The organism is Spiribacter vilamensis, from assembly GCF_004217415.1.
Lineage (GTDB): Bacteria > Pseudomonadota > Gammaproteobacteria > Nitrococcales > Nitrococcaceae > Spiribacter > Spiribacter vilamensis.
This window is the reverse complement of the sequence record NZ_SHLI01000001.1, coordinates 1930712-1949909: the sequence shown is the minus strand read 5'-3', so window position 1 is coordinate 1949909 and position 19198 is coordinate 1930712. Positions and strand designations below refer to the sequence as shown.

Sequence of the window (19198 nt, the reverse complement as noted above, 5' to 3'; positions counted from 1 at the left end):
ACTCGACCCATGAAAGTATTCATTCGCCTTCTGATCGCCCTGCTCCTGCTGGGCGGGATCTTCGGCGGTATTTTCGGCTATAAGTATTTCGTACAGATGCAGGCCGGTGGCCCCGGTGGTGGCCCCCGCCCCGCCAACATCACCGCCACCGCGGTCGCGTCGGAGCAGTGGCAGGGCAAGCGCGAGAGCGTCGGCAGCCTCACCGCCGTGGATCGCGTAGCGGTCAGCACCGAGGTCGCCGGGACCATCGACACGCTCGATTTCGACTCCGGCGACCAGGTCGAGATCGGGGATCGGCTCGCCGGGCTCGATACCGATGTCGATCAGGCGGAGCTCCGCGGGCTCGAGGCCGAGGCGGAGCTCGCCCGGATCGAGTTCAACCGCGCCCAGGACCTGCTGCCCCAGCGCGCCATCTCGCAGTCGCAGTTCGACGAGGCACGGGCCCGGCTCGACAGCGCCAATGCCGCGGTCAACACCCAGCAGGCGCGACTCGACCAGAAGACCATCCGCGCCCCGTTCACCGGCGTCCTCGGCCTGCGCCAGGTCAGCGTCGGTCAGTACCTGGCGCCGGGCAGCGATATCGTCGAGCTCCAGCGGCTCGATCCGATCTATGCCGATTTCACCCTGCCGGAGCGGTTTCTGACCGACGTCGAGCGGGGCCAGACCATCGAAATGCGCACCAGCGCACTCGACGAGGTCTTCCGCGGCGAGATCACCGCCATCGACAGCGCCATTACCGAGAACACCCGGTCGGTATCGCTTCGCGCGACTCTGGACAACCCCGACGGCCGGCTGCGGCCCGGCATGTTCGCGCGGGTCACCGTGCTCGAGCCGCTCGAGCGATCCGTGCTGACGATCCCGCGCACCGCGGTGAGCTTCAATACCTACGGCGATTTCGTGCTGCGCATTAACGAGACCGACAATGGCCTGGTCTCCGAGCGGGTGCAGATCGAGACCGGCGAGGTCCGGGACGGCCGCATCGAGGTCACCGACGGCCTCGCCGAGGGTGAGCGTTTGGTCGCCGCCGGCCTGGTCAAGGTGCGGCCCGGCCAGCCGGTGACGATCGATGAGACCGTGGGCCTGGATCCGGCCGAGGTGAGCGGCCGATGAAATTCACCGACATCTTCATCAACCGGCCGGTCCTCGCGACGGTGGTGAGCCTGCTGATCCTGCTGGCCGGCCTGCGCTCGCTGGATCTGCTGGAGGTCCGCCAGTATCCCTCCACCGAGAACACGGTGGTGACGGTGACCACCGCCTTCCCCGGCGCCGACAGCGAACTGGTGCAGGGCTTTATCACCCAGCCGCTGCAGCAGGCCATCGCCGAGGCCAACGGCATCGACTACATCACCTCCGAGAGCCGGCAGGGCCAGTCCACCATTGAAGTGAACATGGCGCTCAACTACGACGCCAATGCCGCCGTCTCGGAGATCCAGGCCAAGGTGGCGAGCCAGCGCAACGTCCTGCCAGCGGACGCCCAGGACCCGGTGATCGAGTCGAGCACCGGCGATCAGACGGCGCTGATGTACCTCGCCATCTACAGCGAGTCGGTGAAAATCCCCGAGATCACCGACTTCGTGAATCGCGTCATCCAGCCCCAGGTCCAGGCGCTCGAGGGCGTGGCGAAGGCGCGCGTGTTCGGTCGCTCGCCGGCGATGCGAATCTGGCTCGATCCGGAGCGGATGGCGGCGCTGAACGTCACGGCCAGCGAGGTCCGCGAGGTCCTGCAGGCCAACAACTACCAGGCCGGCATCGGCAACACCAAGGGCCCGTATACGCGCATCAACCTCTCGGTGGACACCGATATCAGCGATCCGCGTGCCTTCGACCGGCTCGTCGTCCGCGAGCAGGACGGCACGGTGGTGCGGATCGAGGACGTCGCCGCGACCGACTTCGGCTCCGAGACCTATTCCTCGGCGGCCTGGTACAAGGGCCAGCCCGGCGTGTTCATCGCCGTCGAGCAGGCCCCCGGTTCCAACCCGCTGGATGTCGCCGGTGCCGTCCGCAGCGAAATGCCCAACCTGCGCGATCAGCTCCCGCAGGGCATCCAGCTGGCACTGCCCTACGACGCCAGCGAGTTCATCCAGAGCTCCATCGACGAGGTCTTCAAGACCATCGCAGAGGCGGTGCTGATCGTGCTGCTGGTGATCTTCCTGACCATTGGCTCGATCCGCGCGGCGATCGTGCCCTCGCTCGCCGTGCCGCTGTCGCTGGTGGGGGCCGCGACCATCATGATCGCCCTCGGCTACTCGCTGAACCTGCTCACGCTGCTATCGCTGGTGCTGGCCATCGGCCTCGTGGTGGACGACGCCATCATCGTGGTGGAGAACATCCACCGGCATATCGAGGAGGGCTATTCCAACTTCGATGCGGCCATCACGGGGGCCCGCGAACTGGCGGTGCCCATTATCGCGATGACCACCACGCTGCTCGCCGTCTACGCGCCCATCGGCTTCATGGGCGGCCTGGTGGGCACGCTGTTCACCGAGTTCGCCTTCACGCTGGCCGGTGCGGTGCTGATCTCGGGCATCGTGGCGCTGACGTTCTCGCCGATGATCTCCGCCGCCGTGCTCAAGCCGGGCGGCCAGTCGGGCCGGTTCGAGGCCTTCGTCGAGCGGGCCTTCAACGGCCTGTCCGCGGCCTATAAGCGCAGCCTGCACAGCCTGCTCGATACCAAGAGCGTGCTGATCGTCTTCGGCGTGATCGTGCTCGGCTCGAACTACTTCATGTTCACCATGAGCCAGAACGAGCTCGCCCCCACCGAGGACCAGGGCATCCTGTTCTTCCAGGGTACGGCACCGCGCACGGCGACCTACGATTACCTCGCCGAGTTCGCGGAGCGCTACCAGACCCAGGCCGAGAGCATCCCCGAGTACAGCGAGACGTTCATGATCCTCGGTGGCCTGTCACCGGATACCGTGTTCGGCGGCGTCAAGGTCGTCCCCACCAGCGAGCGGGAGCGCGGCCAGGACGCCATCCAGCAGGAGGTCACCGCCAAGTTCACCCCCAACCCGGGACTCGATACCGCGGTATTCCCGCTGCCCAGCCTGCCCGGGTCCGGGGGCGGTCTGCCGGTCCAGTTCGTGCTCAACACCTCGGCCAGCTACGAGGCGCTCGACAGCGTGGCCGACGACCTCATCGGCCAGGCCATGGGCAGCGGCAATTTCCTGTTCCTGAAAAAGTCCGTCGAGTTCGACCGCCCCCTGACCACGGTCCGGGTCGATCGCGACAAGGCGGCGGACATGGGCATCAGCATGGCCAACCTCGGCAGCAGCCTGTCGGGGATGCTGGGCGGGGGCTACGTCAACCGCTTCAACCTCGATGGCCGCAGCTACAAGGTCATTCCCCAGGTCGACCGGCCGTTCCGCGCCACCGCGGAGAAGCTCAAGGACTATTACATCGAGACGCCCGAGGGCGAGTCCGTCCCGCTGTCGAGCCTGGTGACGCTGGAGGAGTCCGTGGTGCCGAGCTCGCGCAACCAGTTCCAGCAGCTCAACTCCGTCACCCTGGAGGGCATTCCGGCGCCGGGCGTGCCCCTGGGCGACGCGCTGGGATACCTGGAGACCACCGCCGATCAGGTTCTGCCGGCCAACTACAACATCGACTACACCGGCCAGTCGCGGCAGTTCGCCGGCCAGGGCGGCGCACTGGTGCTGACCTTCTTCCTGTCGATCGTGGTGATCTACTTGGTGCTCGCCGCGCAGTTCGAGAGCTGGCGTGATCCGGCGATCATCCTCGTCTCGGTGCCGCTGAGTATCGCCGGGGCGCTCGCGTTCATCACCCTCGGCTTCGCGACGGTGAACATCTACACCCAGGTGGGGCTGATCACGCTGATCGGCGTGGTGGCCAAGAACGGCATCCTGATCGTGGAGTTCGCCAACAACCTGCAGATCCACAAGGGACTGGGCAAGCGCGCCGCCGTCGAGGAGGCGTCCGCCATCCGGCTGCGGCCGATCATCATGACCTCGCTGGCGCTGATCATGGCCATGGTGCCGCTGCTCATCGCCACCGGGCCGGGCGCGGTCAGCCGCTTCCATATCGGTCTGACCATCGCGACGGGGCTTGGCATCGGCACGGTCTTTACCCTGTTCGTGCTGCCGGCGTTCTATCTGCTGCTGGCGCGGGACCATAACGCCGGCCGGTCCGACGAGGTGACGGCATAATGGCGGATGCAGCGGTAACGGCCCGCGGGCTGACGCGGATCTATGGCGACACGACGGTGGTGGACGGGATCGACCTGACCGTCGAGGCGGGCGAGTGCTTCGCCCTGCTGGGGCCGAACGGCGCCGGCAAGACCACGACGCTGCGCATGCTGCTGGGGCTGACGCCGCCGAGCAGCGGCGAGATCACCGTCCTCGGCGAGCCCATTCCGCGCCGGGCCCGGGCGATGCGCGAGCGGGCCGGGATCGTGCCGCAGTTCGACAACCTCGACCCGGATTTCAGCGTGCGCGAGAACCTGATCACCTACGGCGCCTACTACGGGGCGCGGCGGAAACAGGTGGAGGCGCGCATGGACTCGCTACTCGCCTTCGCCGAGCTCACCGATCGTGCCGATGACCCGATCACGGGCCTGTCCGGCGGCATGAAGCGGCGCCTGACCCTGGCCCGGGCGCTGGTGAACGATCCCGAGCTGCTGGCGCTCGATGAGCCCAGTACGGGGCTCGATCCCCAGGCCCGTCAGCACATCTGGGAGCGTATGCACACGCTGCGCCGCCAGGGCCGGACATTGCTGCTGACCACACATTACATGGAGGAGGCCGAGCGCCTCTGCGACCGGGCGGCGATCATCGATCACGGCCGGATCGTTGCCTGCGACAGCCCCGCGGCCCTGATCGCCGCGCATATCGAGCCCCACGTGGTGGAGTTGCGCGGCGACCTGGCCATGCGCTGGATGGGCCGGTTGAACGATGCGGGGGATATCGATCCCGATGTCAGGGCGGATGTCGAGAGTCACGTTGGCGGGCCGCTGGCGCCGCTGGCCGACGCCGGCTTCCGCATCGAGCCGGTGGGCGAGACGGTGCTGATCTACGGCCAGGATCGCGAGGCGCTGATCCGGCAGGTGGAGGCCCTGGTCGGTCCGGGCTACCTGTACCGGCCGGCGAGCCTCGAGGATGTCTTTTTGCGCCTGACCGGACGGGAGCTGCGCGACTGATGACGGCAAGTGTTTCCGATCACCTGAAAACCGCGCCGCAGCTCAGCCTGCGGTTCATCGCCGTGTGGCTGCGCAACCTGCGGGTCTGGCGCAAGCTCATGCTGCCCTCGCTGCTCGGCAACTTCGGCGAGCCGGTGCTGTACCTGCTCGCACTCGGGTACGGCCTCGGCCAGTTCGTGGGCGAGGTCGAGGGCATGCGCTACATGGTGTTCCTGGCGAGTGGCATCGTCTGCTCGGCGGCGATGACCGGCGCCACGTTCGAGGCCCTGTATTCGGCCTTCACGCGGCTTACCCAGCAGCAGACCTGGGCGGCCATGCTCGCCGCGCCCATGAACGTCGACGACGTGGTGCTGGGCGAGATCGCCTGGGCGGCCACCAAGGCGCTCATCAACGCCAGTGCCATCGTGCTGGTGGCGGCGGTGCTGGGGCTGGTCGCCGGCCCCGAGGCGTTGCTGGTGCTGCCGGTGATTCTGCTGGCGGGGTTCGCGTTCGCCGGCCTCGCCATGATCGTCACCGCGATCTCGCCGAGCTACGACTTCTTCCTGTACTACTTCACGCTGGTGATGACGCCGATGCTGCTGCTCTCGGGCGTGTTTTTCCCGCTCTCCGGGCTACCGGATGCGGTGGGCATCGGCGCCCAGTTCCTGCCGCTCGCGCACGTGGTGATGCTGGTCCGACCGCTGATGACCGGCACCGCCGTCGACGCGCCGGTGCTGCATCTGGCGGTGATCCTCGTCTATGCCGTCGGCACCTACTGGATCAGCGCCGCCCTGGCGAGGAAGCGACTGATCCGTTAGGGGGTGTTCTGGTATCAGACGCGGACGATGGCGTTTACCGGGGCGTCGATCATATGCTCGCGGGCGTTGAGGAAACTCAGCTCGATAACGAAGCTGTAGCCGAGCATTTCCGCGCCGAGCCGCCGCAGCAGATCGCCGGTGGCGCGGGCGGTCCCGCCGGTCGCGAGCAGGTCGTCGACGATCAGCGTGCGGGCGCCCTGGCTCAGGGCGTCGCGGTGGACTTCCAGCGCGTCGGTGCCGTATTCGAGCTTGTACTCACAGGCATAGACGTCGGAAGGCAGTTTGCCCGGCTTGCGCACGGGAATGAAGCCGGCACCGATGTGGTAGGCCAGCGCCGCGCCAAAGATGAAGCCGCGCGATTCGGTGCCGACGATGTAATCCGGCATCGGGCCCTCGATGCTGTCCGCAAGCAGATCTACCGCGGTCCGGAAGCCGGCGGCGTCCCCCAGCAGCGGGGTGATGTCCTTGAAGATAATCCCCGGCTTGGGGAAGTCGGGAATGTCCCGGATCAGGCCCTCGACTTGGGCCACGGCGGCGTCTCGATCCTCGTTCATCATGGCGGTCACGGATAGCGTCTCCTCAGTTTTCCTGCCGTCGCATGATATCAAGCATCGGTGGCCGGGTCGCTGAATGCATCCGCGGCCAGCCAGCCGCCATTGGCGGCTTCGCGATCGAGGCGATCCATGATGGCGATACGCTTGTCCTCGGGGTAATCCCGCCACTCGACAATTTCGGTTTCGGTACGTCCACAGCCGATGCAACGGCCGTCCTCGACCTCGCAGATGCTGATGCAGGGTGATGATGCGCTCATGCTTGCTCCACTAGATGTTGTGGGGAGGTTTTACCAGAAACGCAAGTTAAAGGACAACTTGGGGCGATGCGGGACGGAAAGGGTGGCACCGGCGGGACGCTGGTCGCGGGTCGCGGGGGGCCTCGCCGGGCAGAGCGCTGTCAGCTCTGTCCTACCCCTCGCACACTGCGGATACACATTGATGGATGTGTATAGAGGATGTGCAAGGGGTCGGGAAGAGGAAACAACACCGGCACTGGCCGCGAAGAGCCCCGCCAGGCAGAGCGCCGTCAGCTCTGTCCTACCCTGCGCACACTGCGGATACACATTGATGGATATGTATAGAGGATGTGCAAGGGGTCGGGAAGAGGCAACAACACCGGCACTGGCCGCGAAGAGCCCCGCCAGGCAGAGCGCTGTCAGCTCTGTCCTACCCTTCGCACACTGCGGATACATATTGATGGATGTGTATAGAGGATGTGCAAGGGGTCGGGAAGAGGAAACAACACCGGCACTGGCCGCGAAAAGCCCCGCCAGGCAGAGCGCTGTCAGCTCTGTCCTACCCTGCGCACACTGCGGATACACATTGATGGATGTGTATAGAGGATGTGCAAGGGGTCGGGAAGAGGCAACAACATTGGCGCTGGTCGCGAAAAGCCTCACCAGACAAAGCGCTGTCAGCGTTTTCCAACTCCTCACACACTGCGAATACACACCGGTGGATGTGTATAAGGGGTGTGCAAGGAGTCGGGAAGAGGCAACGACACGGGCACTGGCCGCAAAAAAACCCCACCAGGCAAATCGGTCTCGTCGCCACGCCGTCCGTGATACCGTTCTTGGCTATGAACGACGACGAAATCGATATCCCCCACTTTCGCCAGCGGCTGCACGAACTGCGGGCCGAGATCGAGGGACAGACCCAATCCCGCGATGACGCGCGGGCAACCGTGGAGCTTGACCAGACCCGGGTCGGGCGGCTCTCGCGAATGGATGCGCTCCAGCAGCAGGCCATGGCGCAGGCCACCAACCAGCGCGCCCAGCTCACGCTCACGCGCATCACCTCGGCGCTAAAGCGCTGCGACGATGGCAGCTACGGCGAATGCCTGCGCTGCGGCGAACTGATCAATCCGCGACGGCTCGAGGTCGACCCGGCCGCCACGCTCTGCATCGACTGCGCCGAGCAATAACGCACGATCAAGCCCCGCCAGGCACCCGATGGGCCGTCACTGGCACGGCCCCAGCCCCGACACCGACACCGACACCGACACCGACCCGGACTCTCGGCAATACCGCTTAGCTCAGGAACAGCGCATACGCCGGGTTATCCGACTCGTTCCGATACGGATAACCGAGCTTGTCCAGGCTCTCCTCGAACTTCGCCCGCTGATCCGGCGGCACCTGAATGCCCACCAGCACCCGACCGTAATCCGCACCATGGTTGCGGTAGTGGAACAACGAGATATTCCAGCGCCGACCCAACCGCTTGAGGAAATTCAGCAGCGCACCGGGACGCTCGGGGAAGCGCACCTGGTAGAGCACCTCGTGATCCACGTTATGCCCGCGGCCGCCCACCATGTGGCGGACATGCACCTTCGACATCTCGTCATCGGTGAGATCAAGCACCGGATAGCCCTTCGCCGAGAGCGCCTCGACCACCTCGTCACGCTCCGCCAGGCCGTCATTCAGACCGATCCCGGCGAACACATGCGCCTCGTCGGCATGGGCGAACCGGTAGTTGAACTCGGTGATCGCCCGGTTACCGATGGTCTCGCAGAACTCGCGGAAACTCCCTGGCCGCTCCGGGATGGTCACTGCCAGCACCGCCTCGCGATGCTCGCCCAGCTCCGCCCGCTCGGCAACATGGCCCAGGCGGGAGAAATTCATGTTGGCGCCGCAGTTGATACCGATCAGCGTCTCGCCGGTGGCGCCGGTCCGCTCGACATACTTCTTGATCCCCGCCACCGCCAGCGCGCCGGCGGGCTCCATTACCGTGCGGGTGTCCTCGAAGATATCCTTGATGCCGGCACAGATCTCGTCCGTGCTCACCAGCATGCACTCGTCCACCAGCTCGCGAGCGATCCGGAACGGCTCCTCACCGATCTGGCGAACGGCGACCCCATCAGCAAAGATCCCCACCTCGTCCAGCGTCACCCGCTCGCCGGCGGCCATGGCCCGCTCCAGCGTCGGCGCGTCCTCGGGCTCGACGGCGATGATGCGGATATCCGGGCGCAGCTGCTTGATGTACGCCGCGATGCCGGCGATCAGTCCACCGCCGCCGACCGGGACGAACACCGCGTCGATGGGACGCGGGTGCTGGCTGAGGATCTCCATACCCACCGTGCCCTGCCCGGCGATCACATCCGGATCGTCATAGGGCGGGATAAAGGTAAGCCCGCGTTCCTCGATGAGCTTGGCGGCATGCGCCTTCGCGGCGTCGTAGTTATCGCCGTGGAGCACCACCCGACCGCCGAAGTTGCGCACCGCATCCACCTTGATGCTCGGTGTCGTCCGCGGCATCACGATGGTTGCCTTGATGCCCAGCTTGCGCGCCGAGATCGCCACGCCCTGGGCGTGGTTGCCGGCGGACGAGCAGATCACGCCCTTGTCGCGCTGCGCCTGGGTGAGATTCGCGATCTTGTTGTACGCCCCGCGGATCTTGAACGAGAACACCGGCTGCATGTCCTCGCGCTTTAACAGGATCTCGTTATCGAGGCGGCGCGAGAGGTTAGTGGCACGGGTCAGCGGCGTCTGGTCAGCGACATCGTAGACGCTCGCTGTCAGAATGCGTTGTAGATAGGATTGCATGCCCAACCGGGAATTTGCCCCAAAGGGCATTAGTGTACAGGAGACACCCATTCATGAGCGCCCAGGCCCAGAAACAGGCCGCCGCCGAGGCGGCCATCGCCAAAATCCAGTCCGGCAGCGTCATCGGCGTCGGCAGTGGTTCCACCGTTGATTGCTTCGTCGATGCGCTCGCCGCCTCCGATGTCGAGATCGAGGCCGCCGTCCCCGCCTCGGAGGCCACCGCCGAACGCCTCCGACATCACGGCATTGAGGTCCGCGATGCCAACGGCGCCGGCGAGCTGGCGGTCTACGTGGATGGCGCCGACGAGATCACCCGCCACCTGCAGATGATCAAGGGCGGTGGCGGCGCACTGACCCGCGAGAAGGTCATCGCCGCCATCGCGCGCCGCTTTGTCTGCATCGTCGACGAGAGCAAGTGGGTGACCGCACTCGGCGACTTCCCGCTGCCCGTGGAGGTCATTCCCATGGCGCGGTCCTACGTCGGCCGCGAGCTCCTCAAGCTGGGCGGCCGGCCCGAGCTTCGCGAGCACTTCACCACGGATAACGGCAACGTCATCCTCGATGTCCGCAGCCTCGACTGCTCCGAGCCCATCGCCCTGGAGCGCCGGCTGAACAATATCGCCGGCGTGGTCACCAACGGGTTGTTCGCGGTGCGGCCCGCCGATGAGCTGCTGGTGGGCACGGATACGGGCGTGCAGCGGTTCACCGCCGCCTGAACCAGACGGTGACGCACGAGGGCTGAGCATCCATGCAAAAAGGCCTGGTCACCATCGGCATCGTGATCCTGGTCATCGGCCTGCTCTGGCCGGTGATCAGCAAGCTAGGCCTGGGCCGACTGCCGGGCGACATCCTCATTCGCCGGGAAGGCTTTACCTTCTACTTCCCGCTCGCCACCTCAATCATCGTCAGCGTCGTCGTCTCGCTGATCATCTGGTGGTTCCGCAAATAAGCTACCGCCCGCGCATCCACGCCCACAGTCGCCCGAGATACTCGTGCCAGGCGGCTTCGGTGGTGCGCAGGTCATCGGCGCTGGGTGCGAGGTCGGTGGGCAGGTCAAAGTAGCGCGGATGGGCACGATGCGCCGTGGGGGCGGGCAACGGATCCAGCCCCTCGCCGCGGAAATAGCGGATTGCCCGGGGCAGATGGCTCGCCGAGCTGACGACAACGGGCGCATCCAGTCCCGGCCGCTCACCCGCCGCTGCCACGTCCCGGGCATAGGCAGCGGCCTCCTCCTCGGTATTACGGGCCTCGGACAGCCGACGGATGCGGTCCGCCGGCACGCCCAAGTCGATCGCGAGATCGGCGGCGATGGCCGCCTGTGACCGACCCCGCGACAACGCCCCACTGGTAACCAGTAGTGCTTCCGGATGCTCCCGCCACAGCCGGATCCCCTCGATCAGGCGCTGCAGCGACGTCGCGGACACCTGCGCGGTGAGTGGCAACGCGGGATCATCCACGGCGCCACCGCCGAGCACCACGATCGCCCCCGGCTCCTGGTCGAGCGTCGCCACGGGCGGGTACTGACGCTCGAGCGGCGCGATCAGCGTGTTGGCCACCGGCCAGAGACTGATGGCCCCCAGCCCGAGCGTCGCGAGTGCGATCACCGTTAGCCCGCTGCGCCGACAACGCGTCACCGCCGTCAGCAAAAGCCCCAGCAGCAGGGCGGCGATGATCAGGCTAAGAGGCTTTAACAGCGCGCCGGCGAGTTTGGTGAGAAAGAACATGCGGCTCAGCCTCGATCATGCACTTGGTAAGGCACGCGGACATCCGGCAACTCCGCCGGGAAAGCCCTCTGGTCGCGGGTGACCAGCAAGGCATATTCACGCCGGGCAGTCGCCCAAATGATGGCACTGGACAGTTTGATCCCGTGCTCACGCCGAATGGCCACGGTCGTCTCCATCACGGCCTCATCCACCGCCACCACTCGAAATTGCCTGAGAAAGGCGCGCAGCGTGTCCTCTTCGGCCGGTTTGGCGCCAGCCATGACCTCCATCCAGGTGATGGCACTGATCAATGCCACATCATGGCGGGCGATTTCGTCGCGCGCCCCATCGACCCCCGATAAATAGTCAATTAGGACATTGGTATCGAAAAGCGCCTTCACCGCTCATCCCACTCCGCGCGCATCTCCCGCTGATAAGCGAGGCCGCCGGTGTTGGCCTGCGGACGATCGCGCCATAGTCCAAAAGCGGCATCATCGCCGATTGCCGGCTGATGGGCGTCGACATAGGCGGCAACGGCGCGACGAATGAGCTCGGCACGAGACGCCTGCTCACGCTCACCGAGCTCGCGCAAGGCCACGATTTGAGCATCCGGCAAATCAATGATGGTGCGCATGCTTCGCCTCCTGGTGGCCATTCGTCTTCTGATGACGTCATATGATATCAAGCAGTTGCTAATTGTGCGAAATGCGGAGCTTCAGTGACAGGCTGCTCCAGCCCGCCCTTTCTCCGCCGCTACAACAACTGTTCGATCGCGCGTTTGAGCTTAGCCGAGCCCGGTCGGGTCATTGCACCGAACGCCTCGACCACCTCGCCCTCGGGGCTCACCAGGTACTTGTTGAAGTTCCAGCGCGGCGCACGGGACTGGCGGGCGAGCTCGGCAAAGATGGGATGGGCGTTGCCGCCGCGCACCGGCACCGTCGCCATCATGTCGAAGCTGACTCCGAAGTTGACGAAACAGGTCTCCGCGGCGGCCGCCTCGTCGTCGGCCTCCTGGTTGAAGGAATCGGACGAGAATCCGATAACCTTCAGGCCGCGATCGGCATAGGCCTGATGCAGCGTCTCCAGTCCCTCGAACTGCCCGGTGAAACCGCAATGACTGGCGGTATTGACCAGCAGCACCGCCGGGGCGTCGGCGGCGAGCGCCTTGATGTTGACCGTCTCGCTCGAGTGCAGGCGTCGCATGTCGTGGTCGAGCCAGTCATTGGCGGAGGCGGTAGCGGCCATCGCGGACCCTCCCAGAATCAGTGTTATCAACAGGGCGGCAAGGGTGACGGGTTTCATGGTGAAGTCCTTGGTACGGGTGCCTTGTTTAATAGTGATACCGCAGCTGTGCGATCACCAGCGTGCCATCGACAATCTTGTAGACCATGCGGTGTTCGTAATCGATTCGCCTCGACCAGTAGCCTGCAAGCCCGTGTCGCAGCGGCTCGGGTTTTGCCGGCCCATCAAAGGGCTCTCGCAGCGTCGCCTTGATTAGCTGATCGACCCGCTTCAGCGTCCGACGGTCCGTTTTCTGCCAGAACAGGTAGTCGTCCCGGGCGTTGCTTGAAAAACAAACACTCATTCAGCGAGCGGATGCTCTTCACCACCCCACGCTTCGAGCTCAGCGACCGATTCGAGCAGCCGCCGGGCATTGGCGGGCGAGCGCAATAGCCACGCCGTTTCCTGCAGTGATTCGTAGTCTTCCAGCGACATCATGACCACCGACGATGAACGACCCCGCGTGATCGTCACGGGCGCGTGGTCCTCGCATACCTGCTCCATCGTGCCCGCCAGGTTCGCCCGTGCTTTTGTATAACTGATGGCGTCCATATTCCCTCCTGGTCTGTACGCGATAATGTACTTGAGGGTTCAGTCCCTGGCGATCGATGCGGTGTTGAAAACGGGGCGGCAAGGTTGACGGGTTTTACAGTAAGGGCTTTTTGCTTTTGCTAGATCAATCTAGTAAAAATAATAGATAGAGCTAGTAAAATACCAAGCCATGAAAACAGATTTCCAACGCGCCTTTGTTCCCTTCCTCGACAAGCGGCTCGACGAAGAGGCACCGCTCATACAGGTGCTCGTCGGGCCAAGACAGGTTGGGAAGACAACCGGCGTCAAGCAACTGATCGCGCAACGCGACTCGCCGACCCACTATGCGAGCGCCGACGATGTACTCACCAGCGACCGTACCTGGCTGCTCGAACAGTGGCAGCAGGCGCTGTTGCTAGGACAACGGGCCATCCTCGTCATCGATGAAATCCAGAAGGTGCCCAACTGGCCGGAGACGATCAAAGGTCTCTGGGACCGCCAGGCGAGTCGGTCCCCGGATGATCGTCTGCGCGTCATCCTGCTCGGGTCGAGCGCGCTGCAGATCCAGGACGGCGTGACCGAGAGCCTGGCGGGCCGCTTCGAGTTGACCCGGATTCATCACTGGGGCTTTCACGAACTCCAGCAGGCATTCGACTACGATCTTGATCGTTACCTGGCATTCGGCGGTTATCCGGGCGCCGTCGCCCTCGAGCATGATCCCGATCGCTGGTATGCGTACCTGAAGGAGTCGATTGTCGAGACGGTGATTGGCCGCGATATCCTCCAGTTCCATCGGATAGGCAAGCCTGCCCTGTTCCGCCAGGCCTTCGAGATCCTGTGTCACTACCCCGCGCAGGAGATCAGTTACACCAAACTGCTCGGACAGCTCCAGGACCAGGGTAATACCGATCTGATCAAGCACTACATCGCGCTCTACGAGAGCGCTTTCATGCTCAACGCCCTCGAGAAATACTCTGCCAAGGCCTGGCGCCGACGCGGCTCCAGCCCGAAAATCCTGCCAGGCTGCCCGGCGTTGTACCGGATGAATGCGGGCCAGCCCGCCATCGACAACGCCGAGGAGCGCGGACGCGTATTCGAACTGGCGGTTGGTGCCGAGCTTGCTCGCCTGCCCGGCAAGCTTTTCTACTGGCGTGAAGGCAATGCGGAGGTGGACTTTATCTACCAGCATCGAGGCAAGCTGTACGCGATCGAAGTCAAGTCAGGGCCGCGGAAATCCCGGAAAGGGCTGGATGCGTTTTGCGCGCAGGTTCCCAACGCCACCCCGATCATCGTCACGCCTGAGCACTTCGCCCAGTTCTCGGCCGATCCGGCAGACTATCTAAGCCGTCTCGAACATTAATCGCGAAGTTCGCGATCCGCGTAGTTGGCCTCGATCCACTCGCGGTAGGCGCCGCTCTGGACGCGCTGCACCCACTCGGGATGGTCGATGTACCACTGAATGGTCTCGCGCAGCCCGGCCTCGAAGCTATGCGCCGGCCGCCAGCCGAGCTCGTGCTGAATGCGGCGGCTGTCGATGGCGTAGCGGCGATCATGGCCCGGGCGGTCGGTGACGAACCGGATCAGGTCGCGATAGCCGTTCCCGCCGCCACCGGGACCATTCGGGCGCAGCGCCGCCAGGGCATCGCAAAGGGCTTCGACGACCTGCAGGTTGGTGCGCTCGGCATCGCCGCCGATCGCGTAGGTACCGCCGATCTCACCGCGCTGCAAAACGGCCCAGAGCGCCTCGGCGTGGTCATCGACATGCAGCCAGTCGCGGATCTGGCCGCCATCGCCGTAGACCGGCAGGGGCTTGCCGGCCAAGGCGTTCAGGATCATCAGCGGGATCAGCTTTTCGGGGAACTGGTAGGGACCGTAGTTGTTCGAGCAGTTGGTGATCACCACGGGCAGACCGTAGGTGCGATGCCAGGCGCGCACCAGGTGGTCGCTGGCGGCCTTGCTGGCGGCATAGGGTGAGCTGGGCGCGTAGGGCGTCGACTCGTTGAACGCGGGGGCGTCCAGCGGCAGGTCGCCGAACACCTCGTCGGTGGAGATGTGATGGAAGCGAAAGCGCTCGCGCGCGCTGAGCCCACTCGAGTCGGGCCGGTCGTCGAGGCCTTCCCAGAAGTCGCGGGCCACGTCGAGCAGGACCTGCGTGCCCACCACGTTGGTGTCAACGAACACCCCCGGACCCAGGATCGAGCGGTCGACATGGCTTTCGGCGGCGAGGTGCATCACGGCATCGGGGCGGTGGTCGCGGAAGACCCGCTCAAGCGCGTCTCGATCACGGATATCGACCCGCTCGAAGCGATACCCCGGATCGTCGTCCAGCCCGGGGAGGGATTCCGGGTTGCCGGCATAGGTCAGGGCATCGACGTTGACGATCTCGGCGCGCTGTCCGGCGCGCAGTTGCCGGATCAGCGCCGAACCAATAAAGCCGGCACCGCCGGTCACAAGTATTTTCATCGCTGAAACTCTAGCAAAACGGGCGACACACAATCACACCGAGCTTTCAGTGTTTTCAGTAGCGCTCGGTCTTTCGCGCCCGACGCATCAACAAACCCGCATCCTCATCGGCCACCGGCATTTGATCAGTCAACGCACGCAGCCTTGCCGCATCAATAGGAGTTCTCTTTTGGGTGTCGGTCATCATGCTTTCGATAATACCCTTGTTCCGGAAAAGTTACGCACCCCTGAAAGGATCGATCATGGACAACGCCTGCCGGACCGACATTGAGCAGGGCATCGCCAATGCATTGGGATCGACGCCCGTCGCCCTGCAATGGACGCCGATCGGCGGCGGCGATATCAATGCCGCCTATCGACTGGAGGGTGGCGCGGCGGCGTGGTTCGTCAAGCTCAACCGGGTCGATCGGCTGGCCATGTTCGAGGCGGAGGCCGAGGGATTGCAGGCGATGGCGGCGGCGGACGGCCCGCGGGTGCCCTCGCCGCTCACCTGGGGCGTTGCCGGTGAGCGCAGTTACCTGGTGATGGAGTGGATCGAGCTGCAGTCACGCGGCGACGCCGCGGCGCTGGGGGCGCAGCTGGCGGGGCTGCACGGCACGACCGCCGAGCGCCACGGCTGGCATCGCGACAACACCATCGGCGCCACCGATCAGCTCAACCCGCCGGATCACGACTGGGTACGCTTCTACCGCGATCAGCGGCTGCGATTCCAGCTTGCCCTGGCGCGGCGGAACGGCCTGGGCGATCGGCTACAAAGCCGCGGCGAGGCGCTGGCCGATCGGATGGCAGGGTTTTTCGAGGGTTACACCCCGGTCCCGTCGCTACTGCACGGCGATCTGTGGGGTGGCAACGTCGCGTTCGACGGGCGTGGCCAGCCGGTGCTCTACGACCCGGCGGTGTACTTCGGCGACCGGGAGAGCGACATCGCCATGTCCGAGCTCTTCGGACGACTCCCGACGGCGGCCTACGACGCCTACAATGCCGCCTATCCGCTGGATGCCGGCTATCCCGTGCGCCGCGATCTCTACCAGCTCTATCACGTACTCAACCACGCCAACCTCTTTGGCGGGCCGTATGCGCGGGAAGCGGAGTCGCTGATCGATCGGTTGCTGGCGCAGGTTTGAGTGGCGCGGGCCGGGCACGGGCCGGGCGCGAGTCGAGCGCGAGTCGGGTGCGGTGGCAAGCGTGGAGAATGTGATGGGTGTTCGGAAGCGCGTGCACACGGGCAATACGTATCGACCAATACACATTCGCCGTGTGCAAAGGGTCGCGAACCCCTAACAAAAGTCAGCCCTGAAAATCCGTCATATGCAGCCGGCACAGTTCCGGATCGGCATGAACCAATTCCTTGTACCGATGCGCCGCCTGGCGTAGTTCGCCTCGCGGCTCGCATTGATGCGCGTCGCTCGCTCTGTCACTTCATAAGCTCCTCTTGTGTACCCGCAGCCATAACAGCACCTCTAATGTGATCGACATGCCTGCCCGTAGAGCAGATAAATCACGGTTCATCGCCATCCAACCACGGGTTGATCAACGCAACGCCAGTCGGCTCGAAGTCAACCACATTACGCGTCACGACGCTCATACCGTGCACGAGCGCCGTTGCCGCAATCAGCGCGTCGCACTCGCTGCGTCGATCAGGCACATGCAACCGGGCGCGGCGAAGAGCGACGGCAGTGTCCACGGGTAATACCCGGTCGGCGAATTCGGGTAGCACATGCGACTCGAGCCAGATCCGTAACATCGAGCCCTGCGCCTCATCACGGCGCTCGGCCGCTGTTACTCCGAGCTCAATCTCCATCAGAGTGATCGCCGAGAGGTACAAGGTAGTTGCGTCGACGCTCGCCGCCCATGCGGCGACGTTCGGATCCGCTTTGCCGGCTCGGACCTTGCGCAGCTCCGACACCACGTTGGTGTCGAGGATAACCATCACGACAGATCAGCAGTCCGGGGTTCAAGGTTGATGCGCGGCGGGTCGAACTCGATGTCGGCGACTCCCGGCATGGCGAGCGCATCCGCGATATTGCGTTTACCGCCCGTCAATCGCTGGTATTCCTCCATACTCAACAGCACATGCGCCGGCTTACCGCGGTCGGTGATAAAAACCGGACCGAGTTCCGCGGCTTTTTTCGCGCGACTCACATCCTAGTCCAGTTCACGACTTGAGAGCCTTGTTATCTTCATGCTTCAGACCTTCCGATATCGCCCCGTAGCTAAATCGTAGCAACATTTCCACAAATGACCTATCGGTTAACAAACACTCGCCGTGTGCCCGAGGTTACAAACGATCGAGGCCATCTCACACGCACCAGAGCACATGAAGTAGCCGATCATATGGGCGAAAAATTGATTATGTCGCGCATATGAAGTACTTTCGCTGTACATGCGTAGCCGGAGAACGAGATGAATACGCTTAGCGCCTTAACGCAGGACCGGCGTAACGATATGGCCGGCGCCGGGCTGAGGACATATATCAATATCGCAAAAGCCTGGAATCTTTCCGGGGCCGATGCGGCACGACTGCTCGGTACCTACCCGAGCACGTATCGCCGGTGGCGCAAGAACGACAAACCGAACATGGATGCCAGCCAGCTCGAGCGCCTCAGTCTCATCCTCGGGATCTACAAGGCGTTGCAGATCCTCCTCCCTCGTCAAGATGCGGCAGACAGCTGGGTGAATCGCACGAACCAGCATCCGTTATTTGCTGGCGAACCCCCGATCCAGCGAATGAAAGGCGGCCAGGTCAGCGACCTGTTCGTCGTGCGCAGTTACCTTGACGCTGAGCGGGGCGGCTAGCTGGTGCGGCTGGAGGATGCGCCGCAGCGGCATGAACACTGGACGCCGGCCTATCGCGTGGTCTCCTCGCGGTTCCCGCCGGTCACGCTTTTCGACCGGGTGACCGACCCCGCGGATCTTGAGGCCGTGCAGGATCTCGAGGGGCTAACGAACCCTCGGCTACGCGACGAGATCGGCGACATCACGCTTGTGCCACAGAGCGAGCGTGTCGTCGGACACGGGAGTACGCCAATTATGGCGGCGTTCACGCACCGGCCGGCCGATGGATCGCGATTCACGGACGGGTCATTCGGCGTTTACTACTGCGCCACGTCCACCGCCACGGCGATCCGTGAGACGGTCTACCACCGCGAGCGCTTCATGAGACGGTCCGACGAACCGCCGCAGATGCTCGAGATGCGTCTGTACGAGGCGGAACTCATCGCTGATCTGATTGATATCGAGGGCGCACCGGATGTTGCGGCGCTGTGCGACCCCCACAGCTATACGGCCGCCCAGGCCTTCGGTCTCGAGGCCCGTCAGAGCGGCGAGGATGGAATCCGTTACCCGAGCGTGCGGGATCCCGAGGGCGTCTGTGCGGCAGTATTCCGTCCCCGGTGTCTCGTCCCGCCGGCGATCCAGACGCAGCACTACGGCTATCATTGGGACGGCCAGACGATCACCGATGTCATCAAGTTATCCGAAAGCGGTGTTCAACCGCACCCAGGCGACGGATAGGCCCTTAGACCAGCGACAGACTCAGCCGACGCGGTTCGCATCCAATCACGAACCCGCAGCTCGAGGGAGAGTTCGTGTTCGTCCATGGCATCGAGAAAAACGGACGGAAATGCCATCTGAACATGATCGCTCGTAGGCGGTAATTGAAAGTAACGCACGAACAGTC

24 protein-coding genes are annotated in these 19198 nt (G+C 64.3%); 11 read left to right on the top strand and 13 right to left on the bottom strand.

All coding sequences use genetic code 11. From position 1 onward, the window contains the following. Window positions 1-9: 9 nt before the first annotated feature. From EV698_RS09655 to EV698_RS09640, 4 genes are read left to right on the top strand one after another with little or no spacing between them, the layout of a single operon-like run. A complete protein-coding gene (locus EV698_RS09655) occupies window positions 10-1110 on the top strand; it encodes an efflux RND transporter periplasmic adaptor subunit (RefSeq protein WP_130503857.1) in 1101 nt (366 codons plus the stop codon). Continuing rightward, window positions 1107-4160, top strand: coding sequence for an efflux RND transporter permease subunit (locus EV698_RS09650; protein ID WP_130503856.1), 3054 nt, complete (start codon window positions 1107-1109; stop codon window positions 4158-4160). Before EV698_RS09655 ends, EV698_RS09650 begins: the two co-directional genes overlap by 4 nt. Further along, complete coding sequence (locus EV698_RS09645) at window positions 4160-5149, top strand: ATP-binding cassette domain-containing protein (RefSeq protein ID WP_130503855.1); 990 nt, start codon at window positions 4160-4162, stop codon at window positions 5147-5149. The genes EV698_RS09650 and EV698_RS09645 overlap by 1 nt, the downstream gene beginning before the upstream one ends. Next, a complete protein-coding gene (locus EV698_RS09640; protein WP_130503854.1) occupies window positions 5149-5946 on the top strand; it encodes an ABC transporter permease in 798 nt (265 codons plus the stop codon). Before EV698_RS09645 ends, EV698_RS09640 begins: the two co-directional genes overlap by 1 nt. A 14-nt stretch (window positions 5947-5960) precedes the next feature. On the opposite strand, the gene EV698_RS09635 is transcribed toward EV698_RS09640, so the two are convergent. Further along, on the bottom strand, window positions 5961-6503 hold the full coding sequence (locus EV698_RS09635; RefSeq protein WP_207220551.1) for an adenine phosphoribosyltransferase: 543 nt from the start codon (window positions 6501-6503) through the stop codon (window positions 5961-5963). Between the two features lie 47 nt (window positions 6504-6550). Beyond that, window positions 6551-6757, bottom strand: coding sequence for a DUF1289 domain-containing protein (locus tag EV698_RS09630; protein WP_130503853.1), 207 nt, complete (start codon window positions 6755-6757; stop codon window positions 6551-6553). An 821-nt stretch (window positions 6758-7578) separates the two neighbouring features. On the opposite strand from EV698_RS09630, the gene EV698_RS09625 reads away from it, so the two are divergent. Next, entirely contained in the window at window positions 7579-7923 is a 345-nt protein-coding gene (locus tag EV698_RS09625; RefSeq protein WP_130503852.1) for a TraR/DksA family transcriptional regulator, read from the top strand. Between the two features lie 106 nt (window positions 7924-8029). On the opposite strand, the gene ilvA is transcribed toward EV698_RS09625, so the two are convergent. Then, window positions 8030-9541, bottom strand: a complete 1512-nt coding sequence (gene ilvA / locus EV698_RS09620) for a threonine ammonia-lyase, biosynthetic (protein ID WP_130503851.1) — start codon at window positions 9539-9541, stop codon at window positions 8030-8032. Window positions 9542-9594: 53 nt separating this feature from the next. Here ilvA and rpiA point away from each other — a divergent pair, with 53 nt between their 5' ends. Together rpiA and EV698_RS09610 are read left to right on the top strand one after the other, a co-directional pair. Continuing rightward, window positions 9595-10257 carry a ribose-5-phosphate isomerase RpiA gene (gene rpiA, locus EV698_RS09615; RefSeq protein ID WP_130503850.1) on the top strand — a complete coding sequence of 221 codons (663 nt, stop codon included), beginning with the start codon at window positions 9595-9597 and terminating at the stop codon, window positions 10255-10257. A 32-nt stretch (window positions 10258-10289) separates the two neighbouring features. Next, the gene (locus EV698_RS09610; RefSeq protein WP_130503849.1) at window positions 10290-10490 is read left to right on the top strand and encodes a DUF2905 domain-containing protein; all 201 of its coding nucleotides are present in this window, start codon (window positions 10290-10292) and stop codon (window positions 10488-10490) included. A gap of 1 nt (window position 10491) precedes the next feature. Here the strand turns inward: EV698_RS09610 and EV698_RS09605 are convergent, their stop codons facing one another. The 6 genes from EV698_RS09605 to EV698_RS09580 all read right to left on the bottom strand — a co-directional run bounded on the left by EV698_RS09605 (window position 10492) and on the right by EV698_RS09580 (window position 13077). Then, a complete protein-coding gene (locus EV698_RS09605) occupies window positions 10492-11265 on the bottom strand; it encodes an ElyC/SanA/YdcF family protein (protein WP_130503848.1) in 774 nt (257 codons plus the stop codon). Window positions 11266-11270: 5 nt separating this feature from the next. Then, complete coding sequence (locus EV698_RS09600) at window positions 11271-11645, bottom strand: type II toxin-antitoxin system VapC family toxin (RefSeq protein ID WP_130503847.1); 375 nt, start codon at window positions 11643-11645, stop codon at window positions 11271-11273. Then, window positions 11642-11878, bottom strand: coding sequence for a ribbon-helix-helix domain-containing protein (locus EV698_RS09595; RefSeq protein ID WP_130503846.1), 237 nt, complete (start codon window positions 11876-11878; stop codon window positions 11642-11644). Before EV698_RS09595 ends, EV698_RS09600 begins: the two co-directional genes overlap by 4 nt. A 119-nt stretch (window positions 11879-11997) precedes the next feature. Next, the gene (locus EV698_RS09590; protein ID WP_130503845.1) at window positions 11998-12546 is read right to left on the bottom strand and encodes a glutathione peroxidase; all 549 of its coding nucleotides are present in this window, start codon (window positions 12544-12546) and stop codon (window positions 11998-12000) included. A 28-nt stretch (window positions 12547-12574) separates the two neighbouring features. Beyond that, entirely contained in the window at window positions 12575-12829 is a 255-nt protein-coding gene (locus EV698_RS09585) for a Txe/YoeB family addiction module toxin (RefSeq protein ID WP_130503844.1), read from the bottom strand. Then, a complete protein-coding gene (locus EV698_RS09580; RefSeq protein ID WP_130503843.1) occupies window positions 12826-13077 on the bottom strand; it encodes a type II toxin-antitoxin system Phd/YefM family antitoxin in 252 nt (83 codons plus the stop codon). The genes EV698_RS09585 and EV698_RS09580 overlap by 4 nt, the downstream gene beginning before the upstream one ends. 169 nt (window positions 13078-13246) lie before the next feature. On the opposite strand from EV698_RS09580, the gene EV698_RS09575 reads away from it, so the two are divergent. After that, a complete protein-coding gene (locus EV698_RS09575; protein ID WP_130503842.1) occupies window positions 13247-14416 on the top strand; it encodes an ATP-binding protein in 1170 nt (389 codons plus the stop codon). On the opposite strand, the gene rfbB is transcribed toward EV698_RS09575, so the two are convergent. Together rfbB and EV698_RS10455 are read right to left on the bottom strand one after the other, a co-directional pair. Further along, window positions 14413-15519: a dTDP-glucose 4,6-dehydratase gene (rfbB, locus tag EV698_RS09570; protein ID WP_130503841.1), complete on the bottom strand. Its 1107-nt coding sequence runs from the start codon at window positions 15517-15519 to the stop codon at window positions 14413-14415. The two genes, EV698_RS09575 and rfbB, sit on opposite strands and share 4 nt — an antisense overlap. Window positions 15520-15574: 55 nt before the next feature. Then, a complete protein-coding gene (locus EV698_RS10455) occupies window positions 15575-15706 on the bottom strand; it encodes a hypothetical protein (RefSeq protein ID WP_275395076.1) in 132 nt (43 codons plus the stop codon). Window positions 15707-15761: 55 nt separating this feature from the next. Between EV698_RS10455 and EV698_RS09565 the strand changes: the two genes are divergently transcribed. After that, complete coding sequence (locus EV698_RS09565) at window positions 15762-16643, top strand: fructosamine kinase family protein (protein ID WP_130503840.1); 882 nt, start codon at window positions 15762-15764, stop codon at window positions 16641-16643. A gap of 374 nt (window positions 16644-17017) precedes the next feature. Here EV698_RS09565 and EV698_RS09560 read toward each other — a convergent pair whose 3' ends face one another. Then, on the bottom strand, window positions 17018-17449 hold the full coding sequence (locus EV698_RS09560) for a type II toxin-antitoxin system VapC family toxin (RefSeq protein WP_130504086.1): 432 nt from the start codon (window positions 17447-17449) through the stop codon (window positions 17018-17020). Next, on the bottom strand, window positions 17449-17661 hold the full coding sequence (locus tag EV698_RS09555) for a type II toxin-antitoxin system prevent-host-death family antitoxin (RefSeq protein ID WP_239016260.1): 213 nt from the start codon (window positions 17659-17661) through the stop codon (window positions 17449-17451). The genes EV698_RS09560 and EV698_RS09555 overlap by 1 nt, the downstream gene beginning before the upstream one ends. A 261-nt stretch (window positions 17662-17922) precedes the next feature. Between EV698_RS09555 and EV698_RS09550 the strand changes: the two genes are divergently transcribed. Both EV698_RS09550 and EV698_RS09545 read left to right on the top strand, forming a co-directional pair. After that, entirely contained in the window at window positions 17923-18315 is a 393-nt protein-coding gene (locus EV698_RS09550; RefSeq protein WP_130503839.1) for an antitoxin Xre-like helix-turn-helix domain-containing protein, read from the top strand. Window positions 18316-18318: 3 nt separating this feature from the next. Beyond that, window positions 18319-19032 carry an RES family NAD+ phosphorylase gene (locus EV698_RS09545; protein WP_239016259.1) on the top strand — a complete coding sequence of 238 codons (714 nt, stop codon included), beginning with the start codon at window positions 18319-18321 and terminating at the stop codon, window positions 19030-19032. Window positions 19033-19198 lie beyond the last annotated feature (166 nt).